General features: G+C 73.7%; 14 protein-coding genes and 1 riboswitch. Of the genes, 7 read left to right on the top strand and 7 right to left on the bottom strand.

The window, feature by feature from the left end:
• Positions 1-58: 58 nt before the first annotated feature.
• On the bottom strand, positions 59-388 hold the full coding sequence (locus KBX43_RS19170; protein ID WP_043323668.1) for a hypothetical protein: 330 nt from the start codon (positions 386-388) through the stop codon (positions 59-61).
• Between the two features lie 135 nt (positions 389-523).
• Here KBX43_RS19170 and KBX43_RS19165 point away from each other — a divergent pair, with 135 nt between their 5' ends.
• The 5 genes from KBX43_RS19165 to KBX43_RS19145 all read left to right on the top strand — a co-directional run bounded on the left by KBX43_RS19165 (position 524) and on the right by KBX43_RS19145 (position 6,008).
• Complete coding sequence (locus tag KBX43_RS19165) at positions 524-1,255, top strand: histidine phosphatase family protein (protein ID WP_043323666.1); 732 nt, start codon at positions 524-526, stop codon at positions 1,253-1,255.
• Complete coding sequence (locus tag KBX43_RS19160; protein ID WP_187693083.1) at positions 1,239-2,102, top strand: NAD(P)H-hydrate dehydratase; 864 nt, start codon at positions 1,239-1,241, stop codon at positions 2,100-2,102. Before KBX43_RS19165 ends, KBX43_RS19160 begins: the two co-directional genes overlap by 17 nt.
• 145 nt (positions 2,103-2,247) lie before the next feature.
• The gene (locus KBX43_RS19155) at positions 2,248-3,732 is read left to right on the top strand and encodes a S8 family serine peptidase (protein ID WP_210886204.1); all 1,485 of its coding nucleotides are present in this window, start codon (positions 2,248-2,250) and stop codon (positions 3,730-3,732) included.
• Between the two features lie 107 nt (positions 3,733-3,839).
• On the top strand, positions 3,840-4,340 hold the full coding sequence (locus tag KBX43_RS19150; RefSeq protein WP_030499909.1) for a hemerythrin domain-containing protein: 501 nt from the start codon (positions 3,840-3,842) through the stop codon (positions 4,338-4,340).
• A gap of 123 nt (positions 4,341-4,463) precedes the next feature.
• Positions 4,464-4,553: riboswitch (ZMP/ZTP riboswitch) on the top strand.
• Between the two features lie 18 nt (positions 4,554-4,571).
• A complete protein-coding gene (locus KBX43_RS19145) occupies positions 4,572-6,008 on the top strand; it encodes a glycine hydroxymethyltransferase (RefSeq protein WP_030499908.1) in 1,437 nt (478 codons plus the stop codon).
• A gap of 65 nt (positions 6,009-6,073) precedes the next feature.
• Here the strand turns inward: KBX43_RS19145 and KBX43_RS19140 are convergent, their stop codons facing one another.
• The 6 genes from KBX43_RS19140 to KBX43_RS19115 all read right to left on the bottom strand — a co-directional run bounded on the left by KBX43_RS19140 (position 6,074) and on the right by KBX43_RS19115 (position 12,431).
• Entirely contained in the window at positions 6,074-6,325 is a 252-nt protein-coding gene (locus KBX43_RS19140) for a hypothetical protein (protein ID WP_013286617.1), read from the bottom strand.
• A gap of 27 nt (positions 6,326-6,352) precedes the next feature.
• Complete coding sequence (locus KBX43_RS19135) at positions 6,353-7,696, bottom strand: PLP-dependent aminotransferase family protein (protein WP_210886201.1); 1,344 nt, start codon at positions 7,694-7,696, stop codon at positions 6,353-6,355.
• Position 7,697: 1 nt separating this feature from the next.
• The gene (locus KBX43_RS19130; RefSeq protein ID WP_210886198.1) at positions 7,698-8,831 is read right to left on the bottom strand and encodes an alpha-hydroxy acid oxidase; all 1,134 of its coding nucleotides are present in this window, start codon (positions 8,829-8,831) and stop codon (positions 7,698-7,700) included.
• A complete protein-coding gene (locus tag KBX43_RS19125) occupies positions 8,824-9,834 on the bottom strand; it encodes an alpha/beta hydrolase (protein WP_247677534.1) in 1,011 nt (336 codons plus the stop codon). The genes KBX43_RS19130 and KBX43_RS19125 overlap by 8 nt, the downstream gene beginning before the upstream one ends.
• Complete coding sequence (locus KBX43_RS19120; RefSeq protein WP_210886195.1) at positions 9,831-11,054, bottom strand: cytochrome P450; 1,224 nt, start codon at positions 11,052-11,054, stop codon at positions 9,831-9,833. The genes KBX43_RS19125 and KBX43_RS19120 overlap by 4 nt, the downstream gene beginning before the upstream one ends.
• Before the next feature lie 66 nt (positions 11,055-11,120).
• The gene (locus tag KBX43_RS19115) at positions 11,121-12,431 is read right to left on the bottom strand and encodes an SGNH/GDSL hydrolase family protein (protein ID WP_043323654.1); all 1,311 of its coding nucleotides are present in this window, start codon (positions 12,429-12,431) and stop codon (positions 11,121-11,123) included.
• Positions 12,432-12,716: 285 nt separating this feature from the next.
• Between KBX43_RS19115 and KBX43_RS19110 the strand changes: the two genes are divergently transcribed.
• Both KBX43_RS19110 and KBX43_RS19105 read left to right on the top strand, forming a co-directional pair.
• Positions 12,717-14,291, top strand: a complete 1,575-nt coding sequence (locus KBX43_RS19110) for a class I adenylate-forming enzyme family protein (protein WP_210886192.1) — start codon at positions 12,717-12,719, stop codon at positions 14,289-14,291.
• Positions 14,288-15,508 carry an MFS transporter gene (locus KBX43_RS19105; RefSeq protein WP_209962115.1) on the top strand — a complete coding sequence of 407 codons (1,221 nt, stop codon included), beginning with the start codon at positions 14,288-14,290 and terminating at the stop codon, positions 15,506-15,508. Before KBX43_RS19110 ends, KBX43_RS19105 begins: the two co-directional genes overlap by 4 nt.
• Positions 15,509-15,523 lie beyond the last annotated feature (15 nt).

The raw sequence follows: 15,523 nt of genomic DNA, 5'->3' as shown, positions 1-15,523 counted from the left end.
TTGATCGCCCGCAGTGTGCGGGGACCATAACCGGCGGCACCGACAGCGTGAGAACCGCTCAGGTGATCAGCAGCGCCCCGACGACGATCAGCGGCACCGAGACGAACAGGAAGATGCCGACGCCGGTGAGCACCCGCCCGCCGCCGCCGTCCTCCCGCTCCGGCGCGAGGCCGAACGCCGACCGGGCCGGCAGCATGCCGATGCGGCTCAACGTGAGGTCACCGGTCATCCCGATCACGGCGCCGACGATCATGAACGCGACGCCGAGCCGGTGCGTGAAGTCGCCGCCGCCGACGGCCACCCAGATGCCGACCGCCGCCGCGATCACCAGGACCGCGATCAGGAAGAGCACCAGCGCCTCCCGCAGCCCCCGCACCACAGTCGCCATGTGCGCCTCCCTCGTACCCGGGCCGTCCGTCCCGCGTCGTGGGACATTGTGCCGGGTCGATGCACGGCCGCGCAGTCCCGCGCCGGGCCGGTCCGGCACGGTTATCCCCGGTCGGGCCCGGGTACCGGGAGCCGCATGGCGGAGTTGGCATCGCTCTGGATCGTCCGGCACGGTGAGAGCACGGCGAACGTCGCGGCCACGGCGGCCGAGACGTCCGGCGCCGAGCTGATCGACCTCAGCCACCGGGACGCGGACGTGCCGCTGTCGCCCACCGGCGAGGAGCAGGCGCGGGCGACCGGCCGGTGGCTGGCCGGGCTGCCGGACTCGCAACGGCCGGACGTCGCGGTGGTGTCGCCGTACCTGCGGGCGGTGCGCACGGCCGAGCTGGCGCTGCACGGCACCGGGATCCCGGCCAGCGTCGACGAGCGGCTGCGCGACCGGGAGCTGGGCGTCCTCGACGGGCTCACCGGCCACGGCGTGAACCGGCGCTACCCGGAGGAGGCGCGGCGGCGTACCCGGCTCGGCAAGTTCTACTACCGCCCGCCCGGCGGCGAGTCCTGGACCGACGTGGCGCTGCGGCTGCGGGCGCTGCTCGGCGACCTGCGCCGCGACCACGAGGGGGGCCGGGTACTGCTGTTCGGCCACGACGCGCTGGTCTTCCTGCTGCGCTACCTGGTGGAGGGGCTCACCGAGGCCGAGCTGATGGCGCTGACCCGCGAGCACGTGATCGCCAACTGCTCGGTCACCGGCTGGCACGCCGACGACACCGGCCGGCTCGTGCCGGACGTGTTCAACGACGTCGCCCACCTGCACCGGCAGGGGGCGACGCCCACCAGGGAGGACGAGGTCAATGCCGAGCCGGTCTGACGTGATCACCCCCGCGCTGCTGCGGGACTGGGCGCTGCCGGTGCCCACCGGCGGCAAGGAGGCGCGCGGCACCGTGCTGGTGGTCGGCGGCTCCCGGTTCACCCCCGGCGCGGTGCTGCTCGCCGGGGTGGCCGCGCTGCGCGCCGGGGCCGGCGTGCTCCAGCTCGCCGCGGCCGAGTCGACGGCGGCGTCGCTGAGCATCCAGGTGCCGGAGGCGCTCGTGGTCGGCCTGCCGGAGACCGGTGACGGCGCGGTCCGCGGCGACCCGGGCGACCTGCTCCGCGGCCTGGTCGCCGAGGCCGACGTGGTGGCGGTCGGACCCGGCCTGACCGACATCGAGACCACCGGGGAGCTGCTGCGCCTGGTCCTGGACGCGGCCGGCCGGGAGACCGCGCTGGTGCTCGACGCGTACGCGCTGGGCGCGCTCAGCCACGCCCCGGACCTGCTGGCCGGGTCCGGCCGCAAGGTGGTGCTCACCCCCAACCTGACCGAGGCGAAGCACCTGCTGGGCCGCGATCCGGGCGACGACCTGGACGCCGAGGCGGTGGAACTGGCCGGCCGGTACGACGCGGTCGTCTCGCTCTACGGGCACATCGCGACGCCGGACGGCCGGGCCTGGCGGGAGGAGAGCGGTGACGCCGGGCTGGGCACCTCGGGCAGCGGCGACGTGCGGGCCGGGCTGCTCGCGGGCCTGCTCTCCCGGGGCGCCGACCCGGCGCAGGCCGCCTGCTGGGCGGCGTTCGCGCACGCGGTCAGCGGGCAGCGGCTGGTCCCCCGGTACGGGCGGATCGGCTTCCTCGCCCGGGAACTGCTCGACGAGATCCCGTACACGATCGCCACGGTCTGACGATCCACAGCTCGGCGGGGTGAGGCGTGTAACACCCCGCCGTCGGTGGGCGCTGTTGCGGCGAGGCGTGCAGCCTGCGCGTCTCCACCGGGCCGTACCCCCGTCCAGGGAGCGGCCCGGCCGCACCAACCCCCTGGGAGTCTGTGTGAACAATCTCCGTCGCAAGACATTCGCCGCCGCGTCCGCCGTGACGCTCGGCGCCGGTCTCGCCCTGATCGGCGTCCCGGCGCCGGTGGCGGCCGCCGGACCGGAGACGTCGTACCTGGTCCTCGCCCCGCAGGGCAACGGCACCGCCAAGGCCGCCGCGCGGGTGGCCGCCGCCGACGGCGCTGTCGTGGCCGCGTACGACAAGATCGGCGTGCTCGTCGCGCGCTCCTCCGCCCCGGACTTCGCCACCCGCGTGGCCGGTGCCGGCGTCGAGTCGGTCGCCTCCACCGCCGGTCTGGGCACCGCCCTCGACGAGGGCGAGACGGTCGAGGTCCCGGCCGCCGACGTGGTCCGCGCCGCGGGCGACCCGACCGCCGAGCCGCTGTACGGCCAGCAGTGGGACATGGACATGATCCGCGTCCCGCAGGCACACGCGGTGACCGGCGGCAGCCCGTCGGTCGTGGTGGGCGTGCTGGACAGCGGCATCTCCAGCAGCCACCCGGACCTGGCGACCCAGATCGCCAAGGACAAGAGCACGTCCTGCGTCGGCGGCGTCACCGACACCGCCGAGCCGGCGTGGAACCCGACCACCAGCGACCACGGCACCCACGTGGCGGGCACCATCGCCGCCGCGGTCAACGGCGTCGGCGTCACCGGCGTCGCCCCGGGTGTGAAGGTCGCCGCCGTGAAGGTGGTCAACGACGACGGCTACATCTTCCCGGAGGCCGCGGTCTGCGGGTTCATGTGGGCCGCCGAGCACGGCTTCCAGCTCACCAACAACAGCTACTACATCGACCCGTGGCAGCTGAACTGCCGCAACGACGCCCGCCAGCGTCCGGTGTGGCAGGCAGTGCAGCGGGCGCTGCGCTACTCGCAGTCGCAGGGCGTGCTGCACGTGGCGTCGGCCGGCAACGCGAACTTCGACCTGGCCCACAAGATCACCGACACCGGCAGCCCGAACAACGGCACGCCGGAGGAGCGCGCGAACCTCACCAACGCCTGCCTGGTCCTCCCGGCCGAGGCGCCGGGCGTGGTGACCGTCGCCGCCGTCGGCCCGACCGGTGACAAGAGCTACTACTCCTCGTACGGCCAGGGCGTGATCGACGTGACCGCACCCGGTGGCGACACCCGGTTCCGGACCCAGGGCGCGCGCTCGACGTCCACCGACGGCATTCTGTCCACCACCTTCAACACCGCCACCCGTACCAACGGGTGGGGCTACAAGCAGGGCACCTCGATGTCCGGCCCGCACGCCGCGGGCGTCGCGGCGCTGGCGCTGTCCGCGCACCCGGGCATGACGCCGGGCCAGCTCTCCTCGTTCCTGGAGCGCACGGCGGTGGCGAAGTCCTGCCCGGCGGGCGTGTACAACCCGGTGCCGCTGATCCCGGCGGGCCCGAACGCGTACGACGCGACCTGCTCCGGCGGGAAGCGCAACGGGTTCTACGGCGCCGGTGTCGTGGACGCGTACAACGCGGTGAAGTAACCCGTACCCGCGTGGACCGGGCCCGGCGAGCGCGCCGGGCCCGGTCTGTTTGTCCTGGTCGGGCCCCGGGTAGGGGGGCAGCGTCAGCCGACTATAGGAGGTAACCGGTGTCCACCGACGCGATCGTCCTGCTCAAGGAGGACCACAAGGAGATCCGCCGCCTGTTCAAGGCCTTCCAGGAGGCCGAGGAGGGACCGGCGAGCAAGCGCGGGAAGATCGTCGAGCAGATCCTCGAGGCGCTGACGGTGCACACCTACCTGGAGAACGAGGTGATGTACCCGGAGGTCCGCAAGCTGGTGCCCGACGTCGAGGACGACATCCTGGAGTCGTACGAGGAGCACCACGTCGCGGACGTGCTCTGCTTCGAGCTGTTCACCATGGACGCCGACGACGAGCGGTTCAACGCCAAGACGACGGTGCTGATCGAGAACGTGCTGCACCACGTCGAGGAGGAGGAGCAGGAGTGGTTCCCGAAGGTCCGGGAGGCGCTCGGCCGTAACCAGCTCCAGGAGATCGGCCAGCGGATGCTCGACCTGCGCCCGAAGGCCCCGAAGACGCCGACCGCCCCGAAGGCGCTGAAGAAGTCCCTCGATGCCGTGGTCGCCTGACACCGGCCGCGCGACGCGAGCGGGACCGCCCCGAGGCAGAGGGGCGGTCCCGCTCGCGTCGCGGGGTTCAGTCGCCGGGACGGGCGGCCCAACCCCGCAGGTCCGGGCCGGGCCGGTAGGATCGGCACGGGCCGTGACTGGCGCGTGGAGATGGAGCACCATCGGGGAGCGGCCTCGTCATGAGGACGCATGCCGAGCGCCTGGGCCTTCCGCACGTCACCTGGAGGTCGCATGTCGCGCAACGCCGAGTCCACCGCCTTCCGCAGTGCGCTGGAGGTCGTCCGCGGCGTCGAGCCGCGCGTCGCCGACGCCATCGCCGCGGAACTGGCCGACCAGCGCGAGTCGCTCAAGCTCATCGCCAGCGAGAACTACGCCTCCCCGGCGACGCTGCTGGCCATGGGCAACTGGTTCAGCGACAAGTACGCCGAGGGCACCGTCGGGCGCCGCTTCTACGCCGGCTGCCAGAACGTCGACACGGTCGAGGCGCTCGCCGCCGAGCACGCCCGCGAGCTGTTCGGCGCGTCGCACGCCTACGTCCAGCCGCACTCGGGCATCGACGCCAACCTGGTCGCGTTCTGGGCGATCCTGGCCGACCGGGTCGAGTCCCCCGCGCTGCGCAAGGCGCAGGCCCGGCAGGTCAACGACCTCACCGAGGCCGACTGGTTCGCGCTGCGCCGTGAGCTGGGCAACCAGCGGATGCTCGGCATGTCGCTGGACGCCGGCGGGCACCTCACCCACGGCTTCCGGCCGAACATCTCCGGCAAGATGTTCGACCAGCGCAGCTACGGCACCGACCCGGCCACCGGCCTGATCGACTACGACCGGGTGGCCGAGGCGGCCCGCGAGTTCAAGCCGCTGATCCTGGTCGCCGGTTACTCCGCGTACCCGCGGAAGGTGAACTTCCGGATCATGCGGGAGATCGCCGACTCGGTCGGCGCCACCTTCATGGTCGACATGGCCCACTTCGCCGGGCTGGTCGCCGGCAAGGTCTTCACCGGCGACTTCGACCCGGTGCCGCACGCGCACATCGTCACCACCACCACGCACAAGTCGCTGCGCGGCCCGCGCGGCGGCATGGTGCTCTGCGGCCCGGAACTGGCCGACCAGGTCGACCGGGGCTGCCCGATGGTGCTCGGCGGGCCGCTGCCGCACGTGATGGCCGCCAAGGCGGTCGCGCTGGCCGAGGCACGCCGCCCCGACTTCGCCGACTACGCCCAGCGGATCGTGGACAACGCGCAGGCGCTCGCCGACGGGCTGCTGCGCCGGGGCGCGACGCTGGTCACCGGCGGCACCGACAACCACCTGGTGCTCATCGACGTGTCCGGCTACGGCCTGACCGGCCGGCAGGCCGAGCAGGCGCTGCTGGACTCGGGCATCGTGACCAACCGCAACTCGGTGCCGCAGGACCCGAACGGCGCCTGGTACACCTCCGGCATCCGCATCGGCACCCCGGCGCTGACCACCCGGGGCCTCGGCGCCGCGGAGATGGACGCCACCGCCGAACTGATCCACACCGTGCTCAGCCAGACCACGCCCGGCACCGGCCCGGACGGCGCGCCGTCGAAGGCGAAGTACGTGCTGGACCCGGCGGTCGCCGAGTCCGTCGGCAAGCAGGCCGCCGACCTGCTCACGCCGTTCCCGCTCTACCCCTCGGTCGACCTGGGCTGAGCACCCGACAACACGAAGCGGCACCCCGGGAGAAGGAGTCTCCCGGGGTGCCGGCGGTTACGGGGTCAGCGCAGCGGGCGCTTCAGGTGGTAGCGGTGGACCTCGGTGCTGCCCTGCACGTTGTTCACGTCCTCGGCGGCGGAGACCAGTTCCCAGCCCTCCCGGCCGACCCGGTTCAGGTGCGCGATGGCGGTGTCGCCGTACGCGGTCACGTCGGTGCGTGACCCGTCCGGGCCGTACCACACGAACGAGACGTGGAAATTGCGTCCCTGACCCTGATACCGACGAACGAGCAACGCGTACTCCCAGGCAACCATTGGTCCATTATCAACAGACGAACAGCGTCAGGAAACACGTAGTGTGCCGGAACCCTGACACTCCGGCGTCACGCTGCCGGCCATGGTGTCCGTGACCAGCGCGGCGAGCCGGTCCAGCCCGAGATCGATCGACTCCGGTGTGACAGCGCTCACCGACAGCCGCAACGCATTCACCGGCGTGCCCGCATCGTAGAAGTGGGCCATCGGCGTCCAGAGCACGCCGTACTCGCGAGCCGAGCGGTGCAGCAGCGCGTCGTCGACCGGGAACGGGACGCTCACCACCACGAAGAAGCCGCCCGCCGGGACGGTCCAGGTGACCGGGCCGCCGGCCGGGAAGCGCCGGGCCAGGCCGTCGACCAGGTGGCGCAGGTTGCGGGCGTACGCGGCCCGTTCCCGCACGTTCGCGGCCACCAGCGAGCAGTCGTGCGCCAGCAGCGCGCCGCCGATCACCGCCTGGCTGATCGGTGACGTGTTCACGGTGACCATGCTCTTGATCTTCGCGAGGTGGTCGGCGAACGGGACCACTGTGCCGTCGGCCTCCCCCACCCGCTGGTCGGCGACCACGTAGCCGACCCGGGCCCCGGGCAGCACGGTCTTGGCGAACGAGCCGAGGTAGACCACCCGGCGCGCGGTGTCCAGCGCCTTGAGCGTGGGCCGCCGCGCGGTGCCGTCGGCCGGGAACAGGCCGTACGGGTTGTCCTCGATCAGCAGCAGGTCCTCCTCGGCGGCCAGCTCCAGCAGCCGCCGCCGCTGCCCGGTGCCCATGCTGACGCCGGACGGGTTGGCGAAGTCGGGCATCACGTAGCAGGCCCGGGGCGTCAGCCCTTCCGCGCGGGCGCGGCGCACCCCGGCGCGCAGGTCGGCCAGGTCGACGCCGTCCGGTCCGCCGGCCACCGGGCGCACGGGCAGGTCGACCAGGCGGGCCGCGCCGGTGAGCCCGACGTACGTGGGCGCGACAGCGAACAGCACGTCCGCCGGGCCGGTCCGCAGCGCGCGCAGCACCAGGAACATCGCCTCCTGGCAGCCGACGGTCACCACTATTGACTCCGGGTCGACGGTGAGCCCCTCGTCCACGGCGAGGTGCCGGGCGATCAGGTGGTGCACGACGCCCTTGGTCCGGCCGTACTGCAGCAGCGTCCGGTCCACGCCGGCCCGGTCCAGCCCGACGTCCTCGGCGAGGTGGCGGCGGAAGCGGTCCAGGTACGTGTGCAGCACCGCCGAGTCGAAGAACTCCTCGTACGGCCGCCCGGCCGCCAGCGACACCGCGTCCGGGTAGTGCTGCGCCACCTCGTTGAGGAAGTTCATCGAGTTCAGCGCCGGGTCGCCGACACTGCCGTGCAGCGCCGTGACGGCCAGGTCGACCGGTTCCACGTCAGCCTCCGATCCGGGTGCGCAGCCGCCGGGCCGAGGCCGGGTCCGGGCAGCCGCTGAGGATGAGCGCGTCGCGCAGTTCCGCCGCGAGCAGCGCGAGCGCCGCCTCGGCGCCGGCCCGGCCACCGGCGGCCAGGGCCCAGAGCAGCGGCCGGCCCAGCAGCACGCCGTCCGCGCCGAGCGCCAGCGCGCGCAGCACGTCGACGCCGCCGCGGACGCCGCTGTCCAGCAGCACCGCGCACCGCTCGTCGACCGCCTCGACCACCTCGGGCAGCACGCTCGCGCTGGCCGGGGCGGCGTCGAGCTGCCGTCCGCCGTGGTTGGAGACCACCACGGCGTCCACGCCGGCGTCCGCCGCGCGGACCGCGTCGCGCGCGTCCAGGATGCCCTTGACCAGCAACGGCACCCGGGTACGCTCCCGCAGCCACTCCAGGTCCGCCCAGCTCAGCGCCGGGGCGAAGACCGCGCCGGTGTGCACCGCCACCGCCGACACGCCGGGGGTGCCCTGGTGCGCCAGGTCGTCCCGGCCGCCGGGCAGGTTCGCGGCGGTGACGTGCGGCGGCAGCGCGAACCCGTTGCGGGCGTCGCGCAGGCGCCGCCCGAGCACCGGCACGTCCACAGTCACCATCACCGCCGCGCAGCCGGCCGCCGACGCCCGGTCGAGCAGGTCGGCCACCAGCGCCCGGTCGCGCAGCCAGTACAGCTGGAACCACACCGTCGCGCCGGTCGCCGCGATCTCCTCGATCGGCGTGCTGGCCAGCGTGCTGGCCACGTAGGGCACGCCCGCCGCGCGGGCCGCCGCCGCGAGCGCGGGCTCGCCGTCGGGGTGCAGCAACCGCTGGTACGCCATCGGCGCGACAGCCACCGGCAACGCGGCCCGGCCGCCGGGCAGCGCCGCCTCGGTGGACGGGTCGTCCACGCCGGCCAGCATCCGGGGCAGCACCGCCACCCGATCGAGCGCGGCCCGGTTCGCGGCCAGGGCGGTCTCGGCGCCGCTGCCGCCGTCGACGAAGTCCCACACGTCGGGCGGCAGCACCGCCCGGGCCAGCGCGGCGAAGTCGGCCAGGCTGACCGGCGGCACGAAGCCGTCCGCCGCGTCGGCGGGCGGCTGCGTGTCGCGTGCCGGGTCAGCCATGGCCGCCCGCGCCCACCGTGTTCCCGGCCGGGTCCACGCCCGCAGCGGACTCGCCCGCGCCGGGCGTGCGGTCGAGCCCGAACGTGCGGCGCAGGAAGGCGGCGGCCCGCTCCTGGGCCTGCCGGCCCGCGTCGAACACGCCGGGCATGGCGAAGAACCCGTGCACCATCCCCGGGTAGTGGGCCGTCTCGGTGGGCACGCCGGCCTCGCCCAGCCGCTCGGCGTACCGCAGGCCCTCGGCGCACAGCGGGTCGTACCCGGCGGTGATCACGAGCGCCGGGGGCAGGCCGCCCAGGTCCTCGGCGAGCAGCGGAGACGCCAGCGGGTGCGCCGCGTCGCCCGGGTCGGCCAGGTAGTGGCTCCGGTACCAGCCCACCGAGTGCCTGTTGAACAGCATCGGGTCCTCGTCGTCGCCGGGGCGGTGCCCGGGCCGCTGGTCGGTGTTCGGATAGACCAGCAGCTGGGCGGCGAGCCGGGGACCGCCGTCGGCGCGGGCCAGCAGCGTCACCGCGGCGGCCAGGTTCCCGCCCGCGCTGTCCCCGCCGACCGCCAGCCGGTCCGGGTCGACGCGGAACTCAGCGGCGTGCGCGGCGAGGTGCCGCACCGCGGCGTGGCAGTCCTCCACCGCCGCCGGGAACGGGTGCTCCGGGGCGAGCCGGTAGCCGACCGTCACGGTCTGCGCGCCGGTCAGGTTGACCAGCCGCCGGCAGATTCCGTCGGCGGTGTCGACGCTGCCGAGGGTCCAGCCGCCACCGAAGAAGTAGACGAGCGTCGGCAGCGGGCCGTCGCCGTCCGGCCGGTGGATCCGCACCGGCAGCGGCCCGGCCGGGCCGGGCACCGTCGTGTCGCGTACCTCGGCGACCGGCTCGACCGCGCCGGAGCCGGCACGGATCGCGGCGAGGTCGGCGGCGCGGGCCTCGGCCAGGGTCTGGGTGTAGAGCGGCACGGTCCCGGCGGCGGCCCGCGCGGTCCGCCACGCGACCACCTGCGGATCGAGTGTCATCCGGCCTCCCCTGTGGTGACGAAGAGCTTGTCGATGCCGCGCAGGAACAGACTCCCGCTGTACGTGTACGGCTGGGTGACGGCCAGCCGCGGGAAGCGCGCGAACAGGCGCGGCAGCGCCAGCCGGCCCTCCAGCCGGGACACCGCCGAGCCGAGGCAGAAGTGCAGCCCGACGCCGAAGGCCAGTGACGGCGGGCCGGGACGGCGCGGGTCGAAGCGGTCCGGGTCGGGGAAGCGGGCCGGGTCGCGGTTGGCGGCGGCGATCAGCAGCAGCACGTTGTCGTCCCGGTCGACCGGCACGCCGCCGAGGTCGACGCCGGCGGGCGCGGAGCGGGCCAGGAAGTGCACCGGGCTCTCCATCCGCAGCACCTCCTCCACGCAGCCCCGGGCCAGCGCGTCGTCACCGGGTAGCGCGGCGGTCACGTCCGGGTGCTCCAGCAGCAGCGGCAGGCCGTTGCTGAACATGTAGACGGTGGTGACGAAGCTGGCGTTGAACAGCACGATCAGGTTACTGATCAACTCGTCCTCGGTGAGGTCGACGCCGCCCGCGTCGAGCACCTCGACCAGCCCGCTGATCAGGTCGTGACCGGGCGTACGGCGCCGGTGGGCGATCAGGTCGCGGTAGTAGACGCGCAGCTCCTCGGCGGCCTGGTTGGCCCGGGCCAGCCGCTCCGGCGTCTTGCCGGACACGTCCATGTACTCGTCGATCCAGTCGACCCGCTGCCGGTACCAGGCCAGGTCGGCCGGGGGCAGGCCGATGAACTCGGCCATCACCAGCGCCGGGACCGGGTACGCGAAGTCGGCCACGAAGTCCACCTCGTGCCCGTCGGCGCCCACCTCGGCCAGGTGGTCCAGGCGTTCGGCGACGACCCGCTCGATCACCGGCTCCAGCGCGACCAGCCGGCGCGGGGTGAACGTCTTCGCGAACACCGCGCGCATCCGGGCGTGGTCGGGCGGGTTGACGAACATCATCGACGTCAGGAACGTCCGCAGGATCTCCTGCTCCTCCCAGCCGGGCGGGAAGCCCTTGTACCAGCCGGGATCGCGCAGGATCTGGTCCACCATGTCGTACCCGCCGGCCACCGCGCTGACGGTGCTGTGCTCGGCGCGGGCCGGAACGGCGTTTATCGGCCCGTGCTCGTGCAGGGCCGCGTAGAAGGGATAGGGGTTCTGCCGGCCCTGTTCGCTGTAGAGCCCGGTTAGGATCTCGCTGACGTCCACTGTCTTTCCTCCCCAGGAAAACGGCGGCGGGGGCGGCGTCGTGTCGACCGCCGCCCCCGCCCGGTGTCACAGTCCGAGCAGCTTCAACGGCACCGCGTTCGCCATCGCCGCGGCTCCGGTGTCGTTCGGGTGGATGTGGTCACCCGAGTCGTACGCCGGCAGCAGCCGGCTGGGCTGCGCCGGGTCGCGCATCACCGCGTCGAAGTCGACGACGCCGTCGAACTCGGCCCGGCCGGGCCCGCGCAGCCAGGTGTTGACGGCCTGCCGGGTGGCGTCCTTCTCCGGCGTCCATACGCCCGGCCCGCCGTTGCCCTCGTACGGCATGAGCGTGCCGGCGATGCTGGTCAGGCCGCGCGCCTGGACCTGCCGGTTGAGCTGGCGCAGCGAGGCGATGATCGCCTCCGGGCTGTCACCGTTCATCCAGATGTCGTTGATGCCCAGGTGGGTGATGACGGTACGCACCCCGGTCTGCGGGAACACGTCCTCGTTGAGCCGGGCCAGCGCGTTCGGGCCCAGCTCGTAGTAGCCGGGGAAGTCGCCCGCGCCGGGCTCGGTGCCCTCGTGGTTGAGCCGGTTGCCGGCCAGGCTGAGGTTGAGCACGCCCGGCGTACGCGGCTCCGGGCGGGCGTCGATCAGCCGCTTGGCGAGCAGGTCCGGCCAGCGGCGGTCGGCGTTGACGGTGCTGCCGTTGCCGTCGCTGATGGAGTCGCCGAGCACCACCACGGAGCCGGGCGTCACCTTGCGCTCCACGTCGATGCCGGACAGGAACATCCAGCAGCAGTTGGGCCGGATGGTGAAGCCGGCGCCGTCGGCCGCCGAGGTGAGGTCGGTGGCGCCGATGAAGTTGGTGACCCGGGACTGGCCGTGGAACGTGACCGGCCCGGTGAGCACCGGGAAGTACAGGGTGACCACCAGGTCCTCCTGCTCGGCCACCGGGAAGGCCACCGGGTCGCTGAGCAGCTCGGCACCCTTGTTGATGGTCGCCGAACCGGCGCCGGAGAAGGTCAGCTGACGGACGCTGGCCGGGACGATGTCGGACAGGTCGTCGGGGGTGGCGGTGTTCGGCCGGGCGATGGTGGCGCGGCCGACCTGGATGGCCTGCTGGCCGTAGAGGTTGGTCAGCCGCACCCGCAGGCGCGGCCCGCCCACCGAGGTCTGCACGGTCATCCGGATGCTCTGGTTGTTCAGGCCGGTCTCGGTCAGGCCCACGGTGTTCCCGCGGGTCACCGCCGCGGCCCAGGTCCCGGCCCACTCGGCGCGCCCGTGCCCGGCGCGGTCGGTGTCGGTCGGGCCGGCGCTCGCGGTGACCGCCGGGGTGGCGGCGATCAGCAGCGTTACGGCGGAAGCTATGACGTGCCATCTCTTCGGGGTCGGCATCGATCCTCCATGGTCGGCAGCCCCGGGCGTGACGCGGTCGGCGGCACCGGCCCGGGCGATGGACCGGAAACTAGCTTCCGGCGGTGACGAGCGTCAATCAACCTGATCGACATGATCAAATGCCCACGTCGCGGGACGCAGCGACGATCGGCTCTGTCCGCGGTGGACCGCCGCTGCCTAGGCTCGGAAGCTGGCGGCGGTGCGGTCGCCGACCTGGCACCTGCCGTCATGTCCCGGCCCTGACCTGGCCGGACGCCGCTCGCGGACCATGATGGGGGCTGCCCGATGACCGACCGGCCGAACTATGTGCACGAGGCGCTGGAGCTCTTCGCCGGCTTCGGCGACCGGGAGGCGCTCGTCGGCGGCGGACGCCGCCTCACCTACCCCCAGGTCGCCGCGCGGGTGCGCGGCCTGGCCGCCGCGCTGCGCCGGCACGGGGTACGCCCCGGCGCGGCCGTGCTGGTGATGCTCGGCAACACGGTCGAGGGTCCGCTGCTGCAACTGGCTCTGCACCTGCTGGGCTGCCGGAGCATGTGGGTCGCCCCGGTGACCTCGCGGCGGGAGGTCGACGAGTTCGTCGCGCTGTCCGCGCCGGAGGCGTTCGTGTACGACCCGCGCGACCCGCAGGCGGTCCAGATCGCGGCCGGGCTGTCCGGCGTACCGGTGCTCTGCCTCGGCCCCGGCGGCGCCGGACCGGACCTGACCGCGACGGCCGGCGAGCCGGCGGCTGAGCTGCCCGCCGACGCACCCGCGCCGGAGTCGTTCCTGCAGACCAGCGGCACCACCGGCACGCCGAAGCTGGTGCACCACCGGGAGAGCTTCTACCGGCAGATCCTCGCCCTGGCCGCCGACTTCCGGGGCGCCGGGTTCCCGCTGCTGCGGCACCTGTCGCACTCACCGATGTGGCTGGCCAGTGGCCAGATCACCACGCTGTTCAACCTGTTCACCGGCGGCGTGCTGTTCCTGCGCGAGCAGTGGGACCCGGCCGCGTTCATCGCGACAGTGGACGCCGAGCGGCTCACCTCCACATTCGTCACCCCGCCGATGCTCTACGAGGTGCTCGACCACCCCGACCTGCCGGGCGCCGACTTCTCCGCCATGTTCATGTTCAACGTGGGCGCCGGGCCCGCCGCGCCCGCCCGGCTGCGCCAGGCCATCGCCCGCTTCGGCCCGTGCCTGCGCATCGTGTACGGCCTCAGCGAGGCGGTGGTCATCTGCGCGCTGCCCGGGCTCACCGAGGACCCGGAGCACCCGGAGCGTCTGCGCTCCTGCGGCCGCCCGTACGGCGACGTGACGGTGGAGATCCGCGACGCCGACGGCCGGGTGCTGCCGCCCGGCGACGACGGCGAGGTGTGGGTCCGGACGAAGCTGAGCTTCGCCGGCTACCACGGCCGGCCGGAGCTGACCGCGGAGACGCTCGTCGACGGCTGGGTCCGCACCCGCGACATCGGCCACCTCGACGCCGACGGCTACCTCTACCTGGTCGACCGGTTGCAGGACCGGATCCTCACCCGGGCGCGCAGCTGGCCGATCTACTCCCGCCCGATCGAGGACGTGCTCGCCGGCCATCCCGAGGTGCGGGCCGCCGCCGTGATCGGCGTGCCGGACCCGGTGGCCGGGGAGCTGCCGTACGCGTACGTGGTGCCGGCGCCCGGCGCGTCGGTGACCGGCGAGGAGCTGATCGCGCTGGTGGTGCGGGAGCTGAGCGAGACGTGGGCGCCCGGCGCCGTGGAGTTCGTGGACGCGCTGCCGCTGAACCGGTCCGCGAAGGTGGACAAACGGGCGCTTCGGGCCCGGTACGCCGCCGCGCATCCCGCCGACGCCGACACGCTGGGCACCGTGATCGGCAGCTCGGCATGAACCCGCGCCGGGAATTGTACACCCTGGTCGGCGCCGACCTGCTGTCCAACCTCGGCACCCGGATCTCCGTGGTGGCCATCCCCTGGCTGGTGCTGGAGACCACCGGCAGCCCCACCAAGATGGGACTCGTCGCGGCGGCGGAGACGCTGCCGTACATGCTCTCCAGCGCGCTGGCCACGCCGTGGGCGGACCGCTTCGGGGTACGCCGTACCTCCGTGTTCGTGGACGCGGCGAGCGCCGTCGCGATGGCGGTGGTGGCGCTGGCCCCCTGGCTCGGGTTCGGCACGCTGCTGGTCCTGGTGGCGGTCGCCGGCGGGCTGCGCGGCATCGGCGACCGGGTCAAGCACGTACTGTTCAAACCGGCCGCCGAGCGGGCCGGGGTGCCGCTGATCCGGCTCACCAGCGCCTACGACGGCCTGGCCCGGGGCATGACGCTGTTCGGCGCGGTGCTCGGCGGACTGCTCATCGACTGGGTCGGGCTGACCCGGGCCATCTGGATCGACGCGGCCACGTTCGCGGTCTGCGCGCTGCTCATCGGCGTGCTGGTCCGGCCGCCCGCGCCGGCGCAACCCGCACCCCGGGAGCCCTACCTGCGGGCGCTGCGCGGCGGCTTCGCGTACCTGCGCACCGACCGGACGCTGATGATCATGCTGCTGGTGGTCTCGGTGTCGAACATGTTCGCCAACGCCAGCGTCGCGGTCTGGATCCCGCTCTGGGTCAACCAGGTGCTCGGCGACCCGGCCGGCTTCGGCCTGCTGCTCGGTGTGTTCTCGGGCGGCGCGCTGCTGGGCAACGTGCTGTTCACGATGTTCGGCACCCGGCTGCCCGCCGGGACGACGTTCGCGGTGGGGCTGACGCTCAGCGGCGCGCCCCGGCTGCTCGCGCTGGCGCTCAGCGACGACCTGGTCGTGGTGCTCGTGGTGACGTTCCTGTCCGGCATCGGCATCGCGGCGGTGAACCCGCTGCTCGGCGCGGCGCTCTACCAGCGGGTGCCGGGCGAGCTGCAGACCCGGGTGCTGGGCATCTCCGGGTCGGTGGCGTTCCTCGGCCTGCCCGTCGGCGCGCTGCTCGGCGGCTGGTCGGTGGCGCTGCTCGACCTCACCCCGGCGCTGCTGGTGATGTCGGTGGTCTGCCTGGTGCTGACCGTGGGGCCGCTGCTGCTGACCCGCGCGTCCCGCCGCCCGGCCCCGGAACCGGCGACCCCCACACCGGTCTGAGCCGGGGTGTCGGTG

The sequence above is a fragment of the Micromonospora sp. C41 genome, assembly GCF_018070485.1.
In the GTDB taxonomy this organism is placed as follows: Bacteria; Actinomycetota; Actinomycetes; order Mycobacteriales; family Micromonosporaceae; genus Micromonospora; species Micromonospora chalcea.
Note: the sequence above shows the minus strand (reverse complement) of the source record. Positions and strands in the feature narration are given on the sequence as shown.